The 19014-nt window shown below is 68.8% G+C and carries 17 protein-coding genes and 2 pseudogenes; 11 read left to right on the top strand and 8 right to left on the bottom strand.

Going from position 1 to position 19014, the window contains the following annotated elements; all coding sequences use genetic code 11:
* The 6 genes from DQW50_RS07625 to DQW50_RS07600 form a co-directional block, all read left to right on the top strand.
* A partial coding sequence (locus DQW50_RS07625; protein WP_394338577.1) for a transcription initiation factor IIB family protein occupies positions 1–587 on the top strand: 587 nt, incomplete at its 5' end.
* A 107-nt stretch (positions 588–694) separates the two neighbouring features.
* The gene (locus DQW50_RS07620; RefSeq protein ID WP_112078697.1) at positions 695–1129 is read left to right on the top strand and encodes a universal stress protein; all 435 of its coding nucleotides are present in this window, start codon (positions 695–697) and stop codon (positions 1127–1129) included.
* 30 nt (positions 1130–1159) lie between these two features.
* Positions 1160–3127: a class I adenylate-forming enzyme family protein gene (locus DQW50_RS07615; protein WP_112078696.1), complete on the top strand. Its 1968-nt coding sequence runs from the start codon at positions 1160–1162 to the stop codon at positions 3125–3127.
* A gap of 63 nt (positions 3128–3190) precedes the next feature.
* Entirely contained in the window at positions 3191–4405 is a 1215-nt protein-coding gene (locus DQW50_RS07610; protein WP_112078695.1) for an AGE family epimerase/isomerase, read from the top strand.
* A 78-nt stretch (positions 4406–4483) separates the two neighbouring features.
* Positions 4484–4744 carry a hypothetical protein gene (locus DQW50_RS07605; protein WP_241964373.1) on the top strand — a complete coding sequence of 87 codons (261 nt, stop codon included), beginning with the start codon at positions 4484–4486 and terminating at the stop codon, positions 4742–4744.
* Positions 4651–5145, top strand: a complete 495-nt coding sequence (locus tag DQW50_RS07600; protein WP_394338578.1) for a macro domain-containing protein — start codon at positions 4651–4653, stop codon at positions 5143–5145. The genes DQW50_RS07605 and DQW50_RS07600 overlap by 94 nt, the downstream gene beginning before the upstream one ends.
* Before the next feature lie 13 nt (positions 5146–5158).
* Here DQW50_RS07600 and DQW50_RS07595 read toward each other — a convergent pair whose 3' ends face one another.
* The gene (locus tag DQW50_RS07595; protein ID WP_112078693.1) at positions 5159–6133 is read right to left on the bottom strand and encodes a sugar phosphate nucleotidyltransferase; all 975 of its coding nucleotides are present in this window, start codon (positions 6131–6133) and stop codon (positions 5159–5161) included.
* A 98-nt stretch (positions 6134–6231) separates the two neighbouring features.
* Between DQW50_RS07595 and DQW50_RS07590 the strand changes: the two genes are divergently transcribed.
* On the top strand, positions 6232–6507 hold the full coding sequence (locus DQW50_RS07590; RefSeq protein ID WP_112078692.1) for a transcriptional regulator: 276 nt from the start codon (positions 6232–6234) through the stop codon (positions 6505–6507).
* A 19-nt stretch (positions 6508–6526) separates the two neighbouring features.
* Here the strand turns inward: DQW50_RS07590 and DQW50_RS07585 are convergent, their stop codons facing one another.
* From DQW50_RS07585 to DQW50_RS07565, 5 genes are all read right to left on the bottom strand, one after another.
* On the bottom strand, positions 6527–7204 hold the full coding sequence (locus DQW50_RS07585; RefSeq protein ID WP_112078691.1) for a type 1 glutamine amidotransferase domain-containing protein: 678 nt from the start codon (positions 7202–7204) through the stop codon (positions 6527–6529).
* Positions 7205–7256: 52 nt separating this feature from the next.
* Complete coding sequence (locus DQW50_RS07580; RefSeq protein ID WP_112078690.1) at positions 7257–9161, bottom strand: ABC transporter ATP-binding protein; 1905 nt, start codon at positions 9159–9161, stop codon at positions 7257–7259.
* Between the two features lie 76 nt (positions 9162–9237).
* Positions 9238–9807: a hypoxanthine/guanine phosphoribosyltransferase gene (gene hpt, locus DQW50_RS07575; protein ID WP_112078689.1), complete on the bottom strand. Its 570-nt coding sequence runs from the start codon at positions 9805–9807 to the stop codon at positions 9238–9240.
* Positions 9808–9909: 102 nt separating this feature from the next.
* Positions 9910–10131 (bottom strand): hypothetical protein, encoded by a 222-nt coding sequence (locus DQW50_RS07570; RefSeq protein ID WP_112078688.1) that lies wholly within the window; start codon positions 10129–10131, stop codon positions 9910–9912.
* Positions 10132–10170: 39 nt separating this feature from the next.
* Positions 10171–11580, bottom strand: coding sequence for an NADH:flavin oxidoreductase (locus tag DQW50_RS07565; RefSeq protein ID WP_112078687.1), 1410 nt, complete (start codon positions 11578–11580; stop codon positions 10171–10173).
* A gap of 122 nt (positions 11581–11702) precedes the next feature.
* On the opposite strand from DQW50_RS07565, the gene aroC reads away from it, so the two are divergent.
* Together aroC and DQW50_RS07555 are read left to right on the top strand one after the other, a co-directional pair.
* The gene (gene aroC / locus DQW50_RS07560; protein WP_112078686.1) at positions 11703–12890 is read left to right on the top strand and encodes a chorismate synthase; all 1188 of its coding nucleotides are present in this window, start codon (positions 11703–11705) and stop codon (positions 12888–12890) included.
* Positions 12891–12976: 86 nt separating this feature from the next.
* Positions 12977–14443 (top strand): PAS domain-containing sensor histidine kinase, encoded by a 1467-nt coding sequence (locus DQW50_RS07555; RefSeq protein WP_112078685.1) that lies wholly within the window; start codon positions 12977–12979, stop codon positions 14441–14443.
* A gap of 54 nt (positions 14444–14497) precedes the next feature.
* Here DQW50_RS07555 and DQW50_RS07550 read toward each other — a convergent pair whose 3' ends face one another.
* Positions 14498–14707 (bottom strand): hypothetical protein, encoded by a 210-nt coding sequence (locus tag DQW50_RS07550; protein WP_112078684.1) that lies wholly within the window; start codon positions 14705–14707, stop codon positions 14498–14500.
* 45 nt (positions 14708–14752) lie between these two features.
* On the bottom strand, positions 14753–15586 hold the full coding sequence (locus DQW50_RS07545; protein ID WP_112078683.1) for a ZIP family metal transporter: 834 nt from the start codon (positions 15584–15586) through the stop codon (positions 14753–14755).
* Positions 15587–15831: 245 nt separating this feature from the next.
* On the opposite strand from DQW50_RS07545, the pseudogene DQW50_RS18725 reads away from it, so the two are divergent.
* Positions 15832–17340, top strand: a pseudogene (locus DQW50_RS18725) (DNA gyrase subunit B); the annotation flags it as partial.
* Positions 17326–19014: pseudogene (locus tag DQW50_RS18720) on the top strand (LAGLIDADG family homing endonuclease); the annotation flags it as partial. The pseudogenes DQW50_RS18725 and DQW50_RS18720, both read left to right, overlap by 15 nt.

Raw genomic sequence — 19014 nt, 5'->3', positions numbered from 1 at the left:
GCACGAAGGACGCGGGCGAGCGGAACCTCCAGTTCGCGCTCTCGGAGATCGACCGCATGGCCTCGGCGCTGGGCGTCCCGCGGTCGGTCCGGGAAGTGGCCTCGGTCATCTACCGGCGCGCGCTCTCGGAGGACCTCATCCGCGGGCGATCGATCGAGGGCGTCTCCACCGCCGCGCTCTACGCCGCCTGCCGGCAGGAGGGGATCCCCCGCTCGCTCGACGAGGTCGCGGAGGTGTCCCGGGTACCACAAAAGGAGATCGGGCGGACGTACCGCTACATCTCCCAGGAACTCGGACTCGAGCTCAAGCCGGTCGACCCGAAGCAGTTCGTCCCGCGGTTCGCCTCCTCGCTCGAACTGAGCGAGGAGGTCCAGTCGAAGGCGACGGAAATAATCGACGTCTCCGCCGAACAGGGGCTGCTTTCGGGGAAGTCGCCGACGGGGTTCGCCGCCGCCGCCATCTACGCCGCCTCGCTTCTCTGTAACGAGAAGAAGACCCAACGCGAGGTCGCCGACGTCGCCCAGGTCACCGAGGTCACCATCCGCAACCGGTACCAGGAACAGATCGAGGCGATGGGCTTCCGCTAGCCCGGACCGCCCGCATCGAACTCGACCATCCGCATCGAACTCGACCACCTGCGATCGCGACCGGAGGATCGGGTTTTTAATCGGTACCCGGCGTATCGCCCGACGAGATGTACGACGACATTCTGGTGCCGACCGACGGGAGTCCCGCCTCCGATGCCGCGATCGAACACGCGATCGACCTCGCGGATCAGTACGGAGCCCGCCTCCACGCCCTCTACGTCGTCGACGGGTCGGCGTACTCGACGCTGGAGGCCGGATCGGAGATCGTCGTCGAGGCGCTCGAGTCGGAGGGTGAGGAGGCGACCGCGCGCGTCGCCGACGCCGCGGCCGACGCGGGGGTCGAGGCGACGACGACGGTGGCGTCGGGAACCGCCTACCGATCGATCCGGGAGTACGTCGACGAACACGGGATCGACATGATCGTGATGGGCACGCACGGACGCAAGGGGCTCGACCGGTACCTGCTCGGGAGCGTGACCGAGCGAGTGGTTCGGACCGCCGACGTGCCGGTGTTGACCGTCCGGCAACCGAACGATGAGTGAGTCGCACCTCCGCGTGTCACTCGGGTAACCATGCGCGACTGGCTCGCCCACCGTGTCGTCTCCTCGCCGGACGAGGTCGGACTGATCCGCGCGGAGGACGGGGAGGCCTGGACGTACGCCGACCTCGACCGGCTCGTCTCGGAGATAGCCGGCCGGCTCGCTGTACACGGGATATCCGAGGGTGACCGGCTCGGCGTGCTCACGCCGCCGTACGTGGGGACGGTCGGGCTCGTCCACGCGACGATGCGCGTGGGCGCGACCTTCGTTCCGCTGGGAGAGGGCTTCACCCCGCGCGAGCTGAGCGACCGAATCGAACACGCCGACCTCGACGCGGTCGTCTGTTCGGAGTCGACCGAGTCCGACGCCCTCTCGGCCGTCGAGGACGTCCCCGTCCTCTCCGTCGACGAGCCGACCGAGGCGGCGGTTACCGCCGTCCACGACGTCGACCCCGTCCCGGTCGACCCCGCCGAGTGGGCCTTCGAGGACCGGCTCTGTATCCTCTTCACGTCGGGGACGACCGGCGTGCCGAAGCCCGTCCCGCTCACCGTGGGAAACGTCTACTCCTCGGCGGTCGCCTCGGCGTTCCGTCTCGGCGTCGACCCGGAGGACCGCTGGCTCGTCTCGCTCGCGCTCCACCACATGGGCGGGCTCGCACCGGTGTACCGGTCGGTGCTCTACGGCACGACCCTCGTGCTCCGGGAGGGGTTCGCCCCCGGCGGGACCGCCGACGACATCGACCGGTACGACGTGACCGGCGTCTCGCTCGTGCCGACGATGCTCGAGCGGATGCTCGACCGCCGCGGGACGCTCGCTGACACGTTGCGGGTCGTCCTCCTCGGGGGCGCACCGGCCCCGGAGGAACTGATCGATCGGTGTCGGGACTACTCGATCCCGGTGTACCCGACCTACGGGATGACCGAGGCCGCCTCGCAGGTCGCGACCGCCACGCCGAAGGCGACCCACGACCGTCCCGACACGGTCGGTCGACCGATCTTCGGCACCGACGTGGTCGTCGTGGACGGGGACGGGAACCCCGTCGAGGCGGGCGAGGCTGGCGAGATCGTCGTCGACGGCCCGACGGTAACGCCGGGGTACCTCGGGCCGGACGCGACCGGCTCGGAGTTCGGGCCGTACGGGCTCCATACCGGCGACGTCGGGACGCTCGACGAGGGCGGGTACCTGTACGTGTTCAACCGGCTCGACGACCGGATCGTCACCGGCGGCGAGAACGTCGAGCCGGGCGAGGTGTCGGACGTGTTGGTGGGCCACCCCGCCGTCGACGACGTCGCCGTCGTCGGCCTCGCGGACGACGAGTGGGGCGAACGCGTCGCAGCTCTCGTCGTGGTCGGGGATCGGATCGACGCGAGCCGGGAGGACGCGGACCGACCGGGCGTGGACCCGGACGGCGGGGACGACGGCGAAGTCGGCTCCGACGGCGAGGTCGATACCCGGGAGGCGGTCGATGGCGGAGATGACGCCCACCGCACGACCGCGGACGATACCGGTCTCATGAGGACGGAGCACCTCGACGACTCGTTGCTCGCGTTCGCCCGCGAACGGCTCGCCGGATTCAAGCTGCCCAAGACGGTCGCGTACGCCGACGCGCTCCCCCGAACCGTCTCGGGGACGATCGACCGCGACGCCGTCCGCGAACGGCTCCGCGAGACGGGCCACGACCCGCGCGACTGGTTCGGGAGCGCCGGGTTCGAGCCGGCCGATCCGGAGCCGGCCGGTCTCGAGTCGGGCGGGGGCCCTCTCGGGGACGATCACGCGATCGACGACGACGAGGAACGCGACGAAGAGCGCGACGACGACGAAGAGCGCGACGACGACGAGGAACGCGACGACGACGAAGAGCGCGACGAAGAGCGCGACGAAGAGCGCGACGAAGAGCGCGACGAAGAGCGCGACGACACCATCGATGAGCGCGACGGCCAGGTGGCCGGTCCCGAGACGCAGGCTTCCAACGGCGATCCCTCGACGGATCCGGGAGAGTAACCCCTTCGTGGGCGAGACCGGACCGACCGGTTCCGTTTTGTCGCGGCCCCTCCAGCCGCACGTATGATCGAACACACGCCCGCGGCCGCCCGGGGTCGGCTCCTCGCCGTGCTCCGCGTCCAGTACCCGGACGTCCTCGCGGACGCGGGGTTCCGCCTGCTCCACCCGGTCACGGGCCGGTTCTATACCGACGACCGACGCCACCTCGTGGCCACGTGCCGCTCGATCGCCAACTTCGCGGTCGGTGCGGTCGCGGGCGGGCCGAACTGGTGTGTCGACGCCGTCGAACACGGGCTCGCGTTCCTCGAGTCGGCGCATCGGGCCGAGACGGGTGGGTACCATCTCGTCGTCGACGCCGACGGGGACCCGATCGACCGGACGCGGTCGGCGTACGGCCACGCCTTCGCCCTGCTCGCGTACGCCCGCGCGACCCACGCGGGGATCGACGGGGCGGAAGCGGGCCTCGAGACCACCGCCGACCTCCTCGAAGCGCGGTTCCACGACGGGACGGGCTGTCTCCGGAGCGACTGCGGGCCGGACTGGACCGAACACGAGCCGTATCGCGGGCAGAACGCCAACATGCACGCCTGCGAGGCGTACCTTACAGCCTACGAGGCGACAGAGGACTCGGAGTATCTCGATCGCGCGAGCCGGATCGCTCGGCGGATCGCCGTCGATCTCACGGCCGAGACCGACGGCCTGCTGTGGGAGCACTACACCGACGAGTGGCGACACGACTTCGGATACAACGCCGACGAGCCGCGCCATCGGTTCCGGCCGCCGGGGTACCAACCCGGCCACCACGTCGAGTGGGCGAAGCTTCTCGCGCTACTCGACCGATACGACGCCGGCGACGCACCCGGGGACGGGTGGGCAGAGCGGGCAGCCGACCTCTTCGGGGCCGCGATCGACCTCGGCTGGACGGACGGCGGGTTCGCGTACACCGTCGAAGCCGACGGCGAGCCGATCGTCCCCGACCGCTACGGCTGGGCGCTCGCGGAGGGGATCGGTGCCGCCGTGGCGCTCGCGGAGCGGACCGCGGCGGGCGCGATCGAGGGGGCGGGCTACGTGGAGTGGCACGACCGGTTCCTCGTGGCCGCGGACGACTACCGTGGGCCGGCCGGGGTCTGGTACGAGAGACGGCTCGCACCCGCCGACGGCGGCGACCCCGTCCCGGCGGACCCGCCGGGCGTTGAACCCGACTACCACCCGGCGAGCGCCGCCTTCGAGAGCTGGCGGTCGGGCCGGTCGATCGAGGAACATCGGGGTGAGCGGTAGACCTTCCCCTCGACCGTTCACCCCGCCGGACCCGTTTTCCCTTCCCGTTCCGTAGCGACGGACACGACGGAACTCACGATGTACGTCCCGGAGGACCCGCCCGACGTCTGTCCCGCCTGCGGTGAACCCTACGAGTCGGTGTCGCGGCACGCGGGCGGGTTCGTCGTCGCCCTCCACGACAACGAACGGTACCGACGGGTGTGTTTCCACCCGGCGACGACCGCGTCCGGCGACCCCGCGCTCGACTGTTACCATCACGCACACGGGCAGGTCGACCGGGCCGCGGAAGGGTCCCGATCCGACGAGCCGGACCCGGTCCGCCCCACGGAACGCTCTTAACCGCGGCGACCGAGCGCCCGCGCATGGAGTTCACCGTGGTCCAGGGCGACATCGCCGAAGCGTCGGCCGACGCGTTCGGTCTGGATGCCGAAATAGTGGTCCACGCCGTTGCGATGCCCCACTACGGGGACGGCCGTGCGACGGCCGAGAGCGTCCGCGACGCGACCCGGAACGCGCTCACGGCGGCCGACGAGCGGGGCTGTGAGTCGCTCGTGATCCCCGCGCTCGGCTGTGGCGTCGCGGGGTTCGACCTCGAGGCGGGCGCGCGGATCATCGCGGAGACGATCCGCGCGTCCGACCCGGAGAACCTGCGAGACGTACGCTTCATCGCCCAGTCGAGCGAGGAGTACGAAACGGTTCGGCGCGTCGTCGACGCGGTGCGCGACGAAGGTGAGGACTGACGCGGACGCCGGCTCAGAAGTCCTCGCCGCTCGTGATCGAGGTGTACGCCCCGATCAGCGAGCCGGTGAGGTCGATCTCCTCGAGGACGGCGTGTTCGTCGACGACGGTGTTCTGGACGTCGCTGTCCGTGATCGTCGCCTCGGGGAAGACGACGGCGCGCTCGAGCGAGCTGTCGGCGACTTCGGCGCCGTCCATCACGTGGACCACGTCGCCGATCTCGGAGTCCTCGACCGTCGCGCCGTCGGCGACGAGGCTCCCGCCGTCGAGCGCGTACTCGACCGTGTCGAGGTAGCTGTCGGCGGTGCCGATGTCGAACCACGCGCCGTCGAAGGTGAACGCGTGGACCGGCTCGCGCGACTGGAGCCACTGGAGGAACCAGCCGGGCTCGTCGGGGTTCTTCCCGTCCTCGAGGTACGTCGCGAGGTCGGGTAGCGTCTCGGCGGGGAAGGCGTAACACGCGATGGAGACGAGCGTGCTCTTCGGGTTCTCCGGCTTCTCCTGGAAGTCGACGACCTGATCGCCGTCGAGCTCGACGAGCCCGTACGACTTCGCGCGCTCCAGCGATCCGACGTCGTAGGCTGCGAGCACCGGCGTCCCCTTCTCGTCGAAGAAGTCGCCGAACTCGGCCAGATCGAAGCTGATCAGGTTGTCGCCAGCGACGACCATCAGGTCGTCTTCGACGCCCTCGCGGTCGACGAGCTGGGCCAGCGCGCCGACGACGCCGAACTTCTCGTCCTCCTCGACCGTCTCCTCGATCGACAGCGTCGGCTTCTCGAACTCGCTCTCCGCCAGGTACTCGTCGAAGGTGTCGGCGAAGCGCTCGTTGGTCGAGACGAACACCTCGTCCACCCGGTCGTCGGCCTCGAGGTCGGCGAATATCTCGTCGATGACGGTCCGTTCGCCGACGGGGAGGAACATCTTCGGTCGGTCCTTGGTGATCGGCCAGAGCCTCGTCGCGTACCCGCCGGCAAGTACCACAGCTTTCATAAGCGCATCCTCTATCCCCGTCGTGATACTTCTTGTGCTCCCGTCAGCAGTGGGACGTTCCGTCGCCGTTTTCTCCCGCGCCGACGACCACGGGACGTATGGAAACGACCCGCCAGCGGATCGCAGACCGCCTCCGGGAGGAGCCCGCGACGGCGAGCGAGATCGCGGCCGACCTCGCGTTGCCGACGCCGACCGTCTACGAGCACCTCGAACACGTCTCCCGGTCGGTCGCGGACGACGAGAGGTTCCTCGTCTCGCCGCCCGAGTGTCGCGACTGCGGGTTCGACGGCTTCGACGACCCGCTCAACGCCCCCTCGCGGTGTCCGGAGTGTAAGAGCGAGCGCGTCGAGGAGCCCGCGTTCGTGATCCGCTAGCGGTGCGATCGGTGTCGAGTTACAGCTCTTCGAGCAGTGTCGCCGCCGCGGCGGACGACGAGCCCGGCCCGCGGGCGGTGATCAGGTCGCCGTCGACGGTCACGCTCTCGTCGGCGTCGAGCTCGGCGTCCCAGTCCGCGCCGGCCAGCCGGACCTCGTCTTCGACCCAGTACGGGAGCTTCCGGCCGTCCGGCATCAGGTCCTCGTCGTCGACGATGCCCTCCTCCCACTCGTTCGGGAAACCGGTGACGGAGCGGCCCTCGACGAGGGGCGTCCCGTCGGCCTCGCGGGTGAACGCCAGGATACCGACCGCGTGGCAGACGACGAGCGCGACGCCGTCGTCGCCGGCGACCGCGTCGAGCAACAGCTGCCGGGCGTGTCGGTCCTGGTTCACGTCCCAGACGGTGCCGTGGCCGCCGGGGAAGACGACCGCGTCGTACCCCGCGGCGTCGACCGTCGCGATCGGCTCCGGATCGTTGAGCTTCGGGTGTTCCGCGTCGATCTCGCGGTACTCCTCGACGACGGCCTCGCCGCCGGCAGCGTCCGGGTCCAGCGACCGCTCGTCGACGACGGGCGGCGAGCCGGACGGCGTCGCGACCGTCACGTCGACGCCCTCCGACTCGAGCGTCGTCAGCGGTTCGATGCACTCCTCGGCCCAGTAGCCCTCCTCGCTCACGACGAATAACGCGCTACTCATGTGTACCCCTCTCTTCACGTCCACGACATAAAAGACGCCCGCGGCCGACCGCCTACGCCTCCTCGTCGTCCCGGGCGATCACCGACTGGCGCTCCAAGGCCCGTTCGAGGAACGCGGCGGGGAGCGACTCGATGTCACCGACCTGAACGCGCCACAGGTTGGCGTAGAGGCCGTCATCGGCGAGCAGGTCTCGGTGCGTCCCGTCCTCCACGACTCGACCGTCGTCGAGCACGAGGACGCGGTCGGCGTTGCGGATCGTCGACAACCGGTGGGCGATCACGAAGGTGGTCCGATCGGCGGCGAACGCTTGGAGGCTCGCCTGTATCAGCGCCTCCGTCTCCGTGTCGACGGCGCTCGTGGCCTCGTCGAGGATGAGTATCTCGGGGTCTTTGAGCATCGTGCGGGCGATCGCGAGCCGCTGTCGCTGGCCGCCCGAGAGCTTCACGCCGCGCTCGCCGACCAGCGTGTCGTAGCCGTCCGGGAGGTTCCGAACGAACTCGCCGGCTTGCGCCCGCTCGGCGGCCGCGCGCACCTCGGCGTCGGTGGCGTCGAAGGTGCCGTAGCGGATGTTCTCCGCGACCGTCCCGTAGAACAGGAACGGGTCCTGACTGACGTACCCGATCGCGTTCCGGAGGCTCCGGAGGGTCACGTCGCGGACGTCTCGACCGTCGACGCGGACCGCGCCCTCGTCGGCGTCGTACAGCCGCGGGAGCAGCTTCAACAGCGTCGACTTGCCCGCGCCGGTCGGCCCCACGACGCCGACGGTCGCACCCCCCTCGACCGCGACGTCGACGCCGCGGATCACGGCCTCGTCGTCGTAGGCGAACGTGACGCCGTCGAAGGCGACGGCCCCGTCGGTGACGGTCAGGGCCGTCGCGTCGGCGCGGTCGCCGACGGCCGGCTCCCGGGAGAGGAGCTCGTCGACGCGGAGGCCGGCGGTCTTCGCGCGCTCGTAGTCGTCGACGACGTCGCCGAGCCTGATGATCGGCCAAATGAACTGCTGCGCGTAGATGACGAACGTGACGAACGCGCCGGGCGTGAGCGAACCGGCCAGCCCCAGCGGGGCGGCGCCGAGCACCCACAGCCCGCCGAGCAGGAACGTCACCGCGAAGCCGATCCCCGAGATGAGGTTCAGCCCGGGGAAGTACGCGATCCGGACGCGGATCGCGGCGAGGCTGGCGCGGAGGTAGCTGTCGGAGGCCGCCCGCACGCGGTCCGTCTCGAAGCGCTCGGCGCCCTGCGTCTTGATCACCTCGATGCCGGAAACGCTGTTCTCGAGCCGGGCGTTCAGGTCGCCGATCTCCTCGCGGACCGTGAGGTACCGCGGCTCGATGATTCGGGTGAATAACAGCGTGAACAGCGCCAGCGCGGGGACCGGTAGTAGCGCGACCGCGGTCAGCGTGGGGTTGAGCCCGACGAGGATGAGACCGATCCCGCCGACCGTCGCGAGGATCCACACCGTCGCGCTCAGGCCGTCCTCCAAGAACGTCTGGAGGGCGTTGACGTCGTTGTTCAGCACCGACATCAGGTCGCCCGTGCGCCGGCGGGTGAAGTACGCTAGCTCCTGGTCTTGAAGCGCGTCGTAGGCGTCGACGCGGAGCGAGCGCTGGACCCGCTGCGCGAACACGCTCCACCCCCAGTCCTCGATCCACGAGAGGATCGCGCCGCCGCCCGTCGCGGCGAGCAGCACCGCGATCGAGAAGTAGAGCTGCCCGGTCGGCGTCTCCGGAATCACTCCGGCGGGGACGAGCGGGAGGGCGTACGCCCGTTCGCCGAGGAAGATCGCGTCGACCGCGAGGCCGATCACCAGCGCCGGCAGCAGCCCCAGCGCCCGCCCGATCAGGGTCGCGACCGTTCCCAAGACGGCGTAGCGACGGCTCCCGTCGGCGTAGTCGGTGTACAGCCGCCAGACGACGTTGCCCGTCCGGGGCGCGCCGTCCGGCTCCCGGTCGCTCATGCGACAGGTCGGGGCGCCACGGGTATCAGGGTGTGGACCGGGACGGACCGTTCCCCGGTGAAAGCCTGCTCGCCGCCTACTCGTCGCCCTGAGCGTCGACGATCACGACCTCGCCGTCCTCGACGGTGACGTTGATCAGCGTCTTCACGTCGTAGTCGGTGTCGTCGAGTTCGTTCTCGCCCGCCTTCTTGATCACGGCGACGACGTCGACGACCTCCGCGCCGACCTCGTTGGTGAGCGCGTCGAGGATCGCCTTCATCGTGCCGCCCGTCGAGAGCACGTCGTCTAAGACGAGCACGCGGTCGCCCTCCTCGACGTCGTTGATGTACATCTCCGACTCGGAGTAGCCCGTCTCCTGGAACAGCGGCACCTCGCCGTCGAGACCGTACTGGCGCTTGCGGATGACGACGAGCGGGATGTCGGTCATGAGCGAGAGCGCGGTGGAGATGTGGATCCCCATCGCAGCGGGGGTGACGATCTTGTCGACGTTCTCCAACTCCGCCTTCCGGATGATCCGGATGACGATCTCCCGAAGTAGCTCGGGTTCGAGCATCGGGACGCCGTCGCTTATCGGGTGGACGAAGTACTGGTACTCGCCTTTCTCGATGATCGGCGCGTCGAGGAGCGACTGCCGCAACTGGTCCATGTCGCCGGTACTCGGGCGGCTTAATAAAGCGTGGCGATCACTCGTTCTCCGGATCGATCGACGCCTTCCTCGGACGCTGTGGGGGACGCCGAGCGGACGCGATCAGGCGTTCTCGTGGGTGTCGATCCCGGTGTAGATGTACCAGGCGGCGGTGTACGCCCCGAGGAAGAGGAGGTAGCCCACGACGAGTCCCGCGGTCCGACGGGCGTTGAGCCCGCCGGGGAGCGTCCGGGAGAGGATCCCGAGCGCGAGGAAGAACACCACGAGCGAGAAGAACCCGGAGAGCGCGTAGATGCCGAGGTCGGAGGTGAGTCGCTCGCGCATGGGACGACCCACGGGGAGGATCGATAAACCGGCGTCGGTTCAGGCACGGTCCCCACTCGACGGACGGTCGTACGCACCCCGCCGGCGGAGTTCGCCCGCCTCCCGGAGCACGGCCGGTGTCCGACAAACGCCGGACTCGCCGGCCGCCTGCGCCACCGCGCAGTTGTTACAGTCCCGACACACAACCCGAGTGTCCGGCCCCGCACGATCACCGAGTAGCCGCGCGGGCAGTTCCGGCTCGGCGTAGAACGGGCGGCCCATCCCCACGAGGTCGGCGTCGCGAGCGAGCGTCGCGTCGAGTTCGGCCCGCTCGCGGAGCCCGCCCTCACAGCACACCGGCGCGTCGACCCGCCGACGAACCCGGCGACAGAGGTCGCGGTTCCAGCCGGGGTCGCGGTCGTACGCGAACGACTCCAGCCAGTTGCCGGCCGCGACGGCTGTGGTCCGGGGGAGCGAGCCGAACGCCTCGCGGAAGCCGTCGCGGAGCCGCTCGTCGCGCCACGCCGACGCGGGGAACCGGCCGCGGACGACGCTCATGTCCCAGAAGACGCTCGTCCGAACGGGGACGACCGCGTCGAACCCGGCGTCGACGAGCCGCTCGCAGGCGGCGACCGCGTCGTCGTCGGTCAGGTGCGGGCCGATCCCGGGGAGGGTCGGCTGTTCGGAGGGCACCTTCGTGAGCAGTGGCACGTCGCCGGCGCGGTCGCGGACCTCCTCGGCGACGCGTTCGAGGAAGGCGACGCCGACGCCGGGGGTGTCGTCCGGGCCGACCGCGGGGTCCACCCCGAAGCGGTCCGTCCGACGGTTGTAGAACGGCGAGAGGAACTGCTGGACGATCCCCATGTTCGCGCCGGCGACGTGGACCGCGTCGTAGCCGGCGTCGACCGCGCGGGCGGCCGCACGGCCGAAGTCGGCGGCCAGCGCCTCGACCTCCGCGGTCCCCATGACCCGCGGGGAGAACTCGAGGAAGCCGAGCCGGTCGAGCGCCCGGAGGACCCGGGGCGGTCGCGAGACGGCGAGCTGGTCGAGGTCGGGATGGGCTCGGCGGTAGCCGTCGTGCCAGACCTCCATCGAGCGGAGCCCGCCGTGTTCGAGCTGGATCGCGATCCGCGCGCCGTGGGCGTGGATCACGTCGGTGAGCCGGCCGAGCCCGGCGACGAACTCCGGGTCGTGGACGCGGGTCATCGCCGGCGCGGCACACCCCCCCTCGCTGCGGACGACCGTCGCACCCTGGTGGATCAGCCCGACTCCCGACCCTGCGGCCGGTTCGAGGTGGTCGATCAGGCGGTCGACCGCGTCCGGGCCGTTGCCGGCACACTCGAGGAGCGGGGCGCGGTAGAGCCGGTTCCGGAGCCGGAGCCCCGCGAGGTCTATCGGGTCCTCGAGGACCGGGGGGCGTGACCGTGGCCCGTCCGACGCGGTCGACTCCCGCTCGCTGCTCGCGGTCATGCGCTTCCGTAGGTGACCGCGAGCTTTCACGGTTCCGGGAGGATCGCGTCGGTTCGGTGAGATATCCGTTCCGCGCGTTCGCGGATTGCAACCCCTATATGCCCCCGGCCACACGTGGGGGTATGAACGGGAACCGGTTCGGTCGCCTCTTTCAGGTGACCACCTACGGCGAGAGCCACGGCGACGCGATGGGCGTGACCGTCTCGGGCGTGCCCGCGGGCGTCGAGCTCGACGAGGACGCGATCCAGGCACAGCTCGACCGGCGCAAGCCGGGCCAGTCGATGATCACCACCTCGCGGGGCGAGCCGGACGAGGTCGTCGTCAACTCCGGCGTCCAGGACGGCTACACCACGGGAACGCCGATCGGGATGGTGATCCAGAACAAGGACGCGCGCTCGGGCAAGTACGAGCCGTACGTCACCGCGCCGCGCCCATCACACGGCGACTACACCTACTCCGCGAAGTTCGGAACGCGCAACTGGGGCGGCGGCGGGCGCTCCTCCGCGCGCGAGACGGTGAACTGGGTCGCAGCGGGTGCGGTCGCCGAACAGGTGCTCGACGCTTCCGACTACGACGTGACGATCAAAGCCCACGTGAACCGGATCGGCGACGTCGAGGCCGACGACGTGAGCTTCGAACAGCTCCTCGAGGAGAGCGAGGGGAACGACGTGCGGTGTGCCGACCCCGAGGTAGCCGCCGAGATGCAAGAGCTCATCGAGGAGTACCAGGAGCGTGGCGACTCCATCGGCGGCTCCATCTACTTCGAGTGTCGAGGGGTCCCGCGCGGGCTGGGTGCGCCGCGGTTCGACGGTTTCCCCGCCAGGCTGGGCCGGGCGATGTTCTCCATCCCCGCGACCACCGCCGTCGAGTTCGGCCTCGGGAGGGACGCGGTCGGCGTCGCCGGTAGCGACCGCAACGAGGACTGGACGTTCGACGACGGGGAGTCGTTCGAACACGTCGAGAGCGATGAGGGCGACCCCGTCCCCGTCGGCAACGACCACGGCGGGCTCCAGGGCGGGATAACGACCGGCGAGCCGATCTACGGCGAGGCGACGTGGCACGCGCCCACCTCGATCCCGAAGAAGCAACGCACCGCGGACTGGGAGACCGGCGAGGAAAAAGAGATCCAGGTCGTCGGACGCCACGACCCCGTGCTCCCGCCGCGTGCGGTCCCCGTCGTGGAGGCGATGTTGTACTGTACGGTCCTCGATTTCATGCTGCTCGGTGGCCGGATCAACCCCGACCGTGTCGACGGCCGCCCGGGCGAGTACGACACCGACTACCATCCGAGCAGTCCCCGAAACGAGTGATCGGTCGCCGGGGGCGGAGTGACGATACCCCCGAGCGAACAGCCGACAGTTGTATATCGGTCCGCCGGAAACGGCAGACTCGTACGATGGGCCCCTCGCACTCCTCCGACGGACCGTCCGACGGCGACACGGTCGACGCGGCCGGGATCGGATCCGACGGCGGGTCGACCAGCTTGGACGTTCGGACGTTCCGCGAGGTCGTGTGTAACGCGGGTCACTCGATATACTGGACCGACATCGGCGGGACGATCCAGTTCGTCAACGATGCCTTCGAGGAGCAGAGCGGGTACAGCGCGGAGGAGGCCGTCGGTAGCAACGCCAACATCCTCCAGTCGGGGGTTCACGACCAGCAGTTCTACGAGCGGCTCTGGGACACGATCCTCTCCGGCGACACCTGGCACGGCGAGATCATAAACGAGCGGCGAAACGGCGAGCGCTACGTCGCAAAGCAAACGATCTCGCCGATAACGAACGGGGAGGGGGACATCGTCCGCTTCGTCGCCGTCAACGAGGACATCACCGAACTTCGCGCGTCTCGGGAGCGTGCCGAACGGGACCGTGACCGCTTCGAGCAACTCCTCGACGCGGTGCCGGTCCCGATCGTGATCTCCGAATTTAGCGACGGCGACCCGATCGTCGAACAGACGAACCGCGCGTTCAGAGACCAGTTCGGCCTCGAGGAGGATCGCTTGGTCGGGTCGTCGCTCGACGGCTTCATCGTCGATGCGGAGGAGGCGGACGCCGCGGGCGAGATCAACGACCGGATCCGGCAGGGCGAACGCGTTCACCGGGAGGTCGTCCGTCGGACGGCGTCCGGCGAGCGCCGTACGTTCCTGCTCGTCGCGACGCATCTCTCGGCGGACGGTCACGATGAAGCGCTCGGCGCGTACCTCGACATCACCGACCGGAAGCGCGCCGAGGACCGGCTTCGTCGGAAGAACCGTCAGCTCGAGGAGTTCGCGGAGGTCGTGAGCCACGACCTGCGTAACCCCCTGAACACCGCTATCGGTCATCTGGATCTGATAGAGCCGGCACGGGAGGACGACACCCACCGGGAGGCGGTGGCGAACGCACACGCGCGGATGGAGGACCTCATCGAGAACATCCTGTCGCTCGCGAAGCAGGGACAGCTGATCGACGAACGGGAGTCGATCGACCTCGACGCGTTCGTCTCCGACTGCTGGGACACGGTCGTCACCCGGGAGGCGGAGCTCCGAACCGAGGTATCGGGGGACGTGTGTGCCGACCCGACCCGCCTCCGACAGCTGTTCGGTAACCTCTTTCGGAACAGCGTCGAACACGGCGGTACGGACGTGACCGTCACCGTGGGCGACCTCCCCGACGGGTTCTACGTCGCGGACGACGGCCCGGGGATCCCGGAGGCCGACCGCGACGACGTCTTCGAGTCCGGCCACACGACCGCCGACACCGGGACCGGCTTCGGGCTGGCCATCGTCCGGGAGATCGTCGAGGCACACGGCTGGGACGTCGCCGTGGCGGACGCCGATTCGGGCGGCGCGCGCTTCGAATTCACGGGCCTCGATCGCGACTGACCCACACGTCGCGACCGTTCCGGCCGTCCACACACCGCGAACGACCGATCCCGGCTACTCCTCCGGCGACCACTCACAGGCGTTTCCCGTCGTCAGGCCCCGTTCGTCGACGTACGTGGTCAGACACGCGTAGTTACAGAAGTACGTCGGCGACCCGCACTCCTCCTCGCAGTCGCGCACGCAGATCGGGTCGTGGTCGAAGATCCGGGAGCCACAGTACGCACACGCCTCGTCCGGTTCGGGGGTCTCGACGGTCGTGGACATATCCGAGACGGGGACGCCCTCCGTAGAAAGCGTTTCGCGGACGGGTCAGGCGACCACGGCGGCGTCGACGACGACCAGCAGGACGAACCCGACGAGGAACGCCGCGGTCGCCGCGTCGGAGTGGCCGTGTCCGTGTGAGGAGGGGATCATCTCCCGGAAGACGACGGCGAGCATCGCGCCCGCGGCGAACCCGGCGGCGACGGGGAAGAGCCCGGTGGAGAGCGAGACGAGCGAGAAGCCAACCGTCGCGGCGAGCACTTGCGGTATCGTCCCCGAGAGCGCCGTGTACACCAGCACGCGGAGGTTCCCCATCCCCGTCTCGGCCATCGGGATCGCGAACGCGAAGCCGTCGGGGACGTTCTGGAGGCCGATCACGACGGCCAGCACCAGCGCGACCTCCTCGAGCCCGGAGGCGAACGCGACGCCGATCGCGAGCCCCTCCGGCGCGTTGTGGAGGGTGATCGCCCCGCCGACGAGCAACGCGCGGCGGAGCGCGGCGTCGACGGTCGCAGCTGTACCGTCGACCCCGTCGGAACCGTTCCGCCCCGCCATCCCCGAGGCGTCGTCGTCGGTGGCGCCGCCCTCCGCGCGCCACCCGCGGTAGCGAGCGTGGAGGTGTGGGATCAGCCGGTTGCCGACGAGCAGCCCGATCCCCCCGACGAGCAGTCCGAAGAGCACCGCCTCGAGGGTGCCTTCCTCGGTGCCGGGAAGGATCAGCCCGAACACGCTGGCGGCGACCATCAGGCCCGCGGCCAGACCGAGGGCGGCGTCGTACGTCCGGTGGCTCACGCCGGCCCGAACGAACACGGGGAGCGCCCCGAGACCGGTCACGAGCCCGGTCGCGCCGGCGATACCGATCACGGTCGGCAGTGTCGTCATGGGAAGGCGTACCGACGAGGGGGAGATAAAACCGTCCGGCTGGACACCGGTTCCGGCCGATCGGGGTCGTCGATCTCGTTGGCGTCGTCCGTCGATCTCGCCGGTATAGTGAGTCGCCCTCACAGCATAAGTACAGAATATGATAGTACAGAATATGATAGTACTGAATATGATTGTTCCTTCGCTCACGCCCGCGCGCGTGCGCCGGGTTTATAACCCATCCCGGACTAGGTTCGACAAGTTCTATGCCAGAGGAGACCGAATACGGAGCGGGCCAAATACAGGTCCTCGAGGGCCTTCAGGCCGTCCGAAAGCGTCCGGCGATGTACATCGGGTCCACGGACGGGCGCGGGCTCCACCATCTCGTCTACGAGGTCGTCGACAACGCTATCGACGAGGCACTCGCGGGATACTGTGAGGAGATCGACGTCACGGTTCACGAGGATGCCTCCGTGAGCGTGCGCGACGACGGACGGGGGATCCCCGTCGACACCCACGAGAAGTACGACCGGCCGGCACTGGAGGTCATCATGACCGTCCTCCACGCAGGGGGGAAGTTCGATTCGAAGTCCTATCAGGTGTCGGGCGGCCTCCACGGCGTCGGCGTCAGCGTCGTCAACGCGCTCTCAGAGCGGCTGGAGGTCGAAGTGAAACGCGACGGGGGCGTCTACCGACACGAGTTCGAGCGGGGCGAGCCCGCCCCCGACGGGTTCGAGCGCGTCCGCGATCTCGCCCCCGACGAGGGGACCGGGACGTACGTCCGCTTTTGGCCCGACGACGAGATCTTCGAGACGACAGACTTCCAGTTCTCGACGCTCTCCAGTCGACTCCGCGAACTCGCCTTCCTCAACTCCGGCGTGGCGATCACGCTGGCGGACGCACGCGACGGGAACCGCGAGACGTTCCGATACGACGGCGGGATCCGCGAGTTCGTCGCGTACCTCAACGAGACGCGCACGCCGATCCACGACGACGTGATCTACTTCGAGGACGAGGACGACGGCGTCCACGTCGAGGTCGCGATGCAGGCGACCGAGGAGCTTCAGGGCTCCGTCCACGCGTTCGCGAACAACATCAACACCCGCGAGGGCGGTACCCACCTCACGGGGTTCAAGACGGCGCTCACCCGCGTCGTCAACGACTACGCGAACGAACACGGGCTCGTCGACGACCTCGACGCCAACCTCAAGGGCGAGGACGTCCGCGAGGGGTTGACGGCGGTCATCTCGATCAAACACCCCGACCCGCAGTTCGAGGGGCAGACGAAGACGAAACTCGGCAACAGCGAGGTCCGCGGCGTCGTCGAGTCGGCGACCCACGCGAAGCTCGGAACCTTCCTCGAGGAGAACCCCGACACCGCCCGGAAGATCGTCCACAAGGCCGCGGAGGCCGCTCGGGCGCGGAAGGCCGCGAAGAAGGCCGAGGAGTTGACGCGCCGGAAGTCGGCGCTCGAGTCGACCGCCCTGCCCGGCAAGCTCGCCGACTGTCAGACCCGCGACCCCGCGGAGGCGGAGCTGTTCGTGGTGGAAGGCGACAGCGCCGGCGGAAGTGCAAAACAGGGCCGAAACCGCGAGAACCAGGCGATCCTCCCGCTCAAGGGGAAGATCCTCAACGTCGAGAAACACCGCCTCGACCGCATCCTCGAGAACGACGAGATCCGCGCGCTGATCACCGCGATCGGCGCGGGGATCGGCGAGGAGTTCGACATCGAGGACGTCCGGTACAACAAGATCATCCTGATGAGCGTCGACGGCGAAGAACACGGATTCGTTCGCGACGCTGACGGAAACACACGGTTCGTGGAGATCGGAGAGTTCGTCGATCGCGTGGTTGCGGCCGACGGAAGCGGCTACGAGGGCTACGAGGTCCTCTGTTTCGGGAGGGACGACGATCGGACGAAATTCCGACCGATCGATCAGGTCATCCGGCACGAGATCGACGAGCCGCTGTACGAGATCGAGACCGCCTACGGACGGAACCTGAAAGTCACCGCCTCACACAGCGTGTTCGTCCACCGGGACGACGGGATCGAACTCGCGAGAGGCGACGAGATCGGCGTCGGCGACCGGGTAGTCGCACCCCGGTCCGTTCCGCTTTCCGGTGACCGTGACGGAGAGGAGATCGATCTTCTCGCGGAGCTCGTCGAACGATCCGACGAGTTCGACTCCGAACTGTTCGCGCGCGGTCCCGGGATCGAGGAACTGTTCAAACGGCGCGTTCGGGAGGAGTACGCGACGGACGGCGGAGCCGTGGCCAGGGCCGAACCGCGAGTCGAGGCTCCCGAACCGGTTCGAACGACCCTTCGCGAACGGCGGGAGGAGACCGGCCTCACTCAACAGGACGTCTGTGACGCGATCGGGATCTCCCAGCCGATCACGGTGTCGCAGTGGGAGCGGGGTAACTCGCGTCCGACCGTCTCGAACTTCCAGGCGTACTGTGACGCCGTCGGCGTGTCGGCATCCGCCGTGATGGAAAACGTGTCCGTCACGGACTCGCTCCTCGATCAGCGCTGGAACGACCAGTACGAGGGCGCACAAGCGAATCGCGTCCGCGATTACGTCCGAGTGAGCGACCTCACCGTGGACGACCTCGACGAGATACCCGACGACGCGACCGTACGACTGACGCCGCGACACCACGCGGATCACGGTGTCGACCGGTACGTCCGACTCGACGAGACCCTCTTCGAGTTGCTCGGTATCTACGCGGCGGACGGGTCGAGTTCACCGCGGAACGGCGTCCGACTCGCGATAGGTGCGAACAACGAGTCGCTGGCCGAGAGGTATCAGGACGCGTTCGACCACGTGTTCGGTATCTCGGCGAAGCGGATTCGGAACCGCGATCGCGTCGACGAGGTAAAACTCGTCAATCGCGTTGCGGCCGTCGTCTGGGAACACGTGTTCGGATTTGACGGCTCCCAAGCGAGCGAGAAAACGATCCCAGACCTCGTCTTCGACGTTTCGTCGGACTGCCAGCAGGCGTTCCTCCGCGGCTATCTCCACGGAGACGGGACGGTTAACGAAGAGCGGATCGCGTGGTCGACGACCTCGCGTCACCTCGCCAGCGGAGTGATGTACCTGCTCTCCGCACAGGGCGTGATAGCGTCCCACTCGAAGACGGACGTCGATGACCTCGATGGTGGATATCGGACGAACGCCGACAGCCACACCGTCACCGTGTCGGCACGGTCCGATCTCGCGAAGATACGAGACGTCTGGGAGCCGCACCGAAACGGCGACCGTCTGCGCTCGAAGGTCGAGAGCGGGTGGGACAACCACGGAACGCGGAAGTACCGTGGCATATCCGAGGACCTCGTCGGACTGGAGGTGAGGCGGATCGAAGAAGTGGAACCGTCCGGACGGTACGTGTACGACTTCTCCGTCGAAACCGACGAGAACTTCATTGCGGGGATGGGCGGACTGTGCGCC

The sequence above is a fragment of the Halorubrum sp. 48-1-W genome, from assembly GCF_003287355.1.
Classification (GTDB): domain Archaea; phylum Halobacteriota; class Halobacteria; order Halobacteriales; family Haloferacaceae; genus Halorubrum.
This window is presented reverse-complemented; position numbering and strand designations above follow the sequence as displayed.

Bases quoted from the DNA above. Each gene is read 5' to 3' on its own strand.
- DQW50_RS07570 (WP_112078688.1), bottom strand. From the start codon at position 10,131: ATGCGCGAGCGACTCACCTCCGACCTCGGCATCTACGCGCTCTCCGGG.
- DQW50_RS07585 (WP_112078691.1), bottom strand. From the start codon at position 7,204: ATGAGTAGCGCGTTATTCGTCGTGAGCGAGGAGGGCTACTGGGCCGAG.
- hpt (WP_112078689.1), bottom strand. From the start codon at position 9,807: ATGGACCAGTTGCGGCAGTCGCTCCTCGACGCGCCGATCATCGAGAAA.
- DQW50_RS07580 (WP_112078690.1), bottom strand. From the start codon at position 9,161: ATGAGCGACCGGGAGCCGGACGGCGCGCCCCGGACGGGCAACGTCGTC.
- DQW50_RS07620 (WP_112078697.1), top strand. From the start codon at position 695: ATGTACGACGACATTCTGGTGCCGACCGACGGGAGTCCCGCCTCCGAT.
- DQW50_RS07615 (WP_112078696.1), top strand. From the start codon at position 1,160: ATGCGCGACTGGCTCGCCCACCGTGTCGTCTCCTCGCCGGACGAGGTC.
- DQW50_RS07595 (WP_112078693.1), bottom strand. From the start codon at position 6,133: ATGAAAGCTGTGGTACTTGCCGGCGGGTACGCGACGAGGCTCTGGCCG.
- DQW50_RS07590 (WP_112078692.1), top strand. From the start codon at position 6,232: ATGGAAACGACCCGCCAGCGGATCGCAGACCGCCTCCGGGAGGAGCCC.
- DQW50_RS07605 (WP_241964373.1), top strand. From the start codon at position 4,484: ATGTACGTCCCGGAGGACCCGCCCGACGTCTGTCCCGCCTGCGGTGAA.
- DQW50_RS07565 (WP_112078687.1), bottom strand. From the start codon at position 11,580: ATGACCGCGAGCAGCGAGCGGGAGTCGACCGCGTCGGACGGGCCACGG.
- DQW50_RS07610 (WP_112078695.1), top strand. From the start codon at position 3,191: ATGATCGAACACACGCCCGCGGCCGCCCGGGGTCGGCTCCTCGCCGTG.
- DQW50_RS07555 (WP_112078685.1), top strand. From the start codon at position 12,977: ATGGGCCCCTCGCACTCCTCCGACGGACCGTCCGACGGCGACACGGTC.
- DQW50_RS07545 (WP_112078683.1), bottom strand. From the start codon at position 15,586: ATGACGACACTGCCGACCGTGATCGGTATCGCCGGCGCGACCGGGCTC.
- DQW50_RS07550 (WP_112078684.1), bottom strand. From the start codon at position 14,707: ATGTCCACGACCGTCGAGACCCCCGAACCGGACGAGGCGTGTGCGTAC.
- aroC (WP_112078686.1), top strand. From the start codon at position 11,703: ATGAACGGGAACCGGTTCGGTCGCCTCTTTCAGGTGACCACCTACGGC.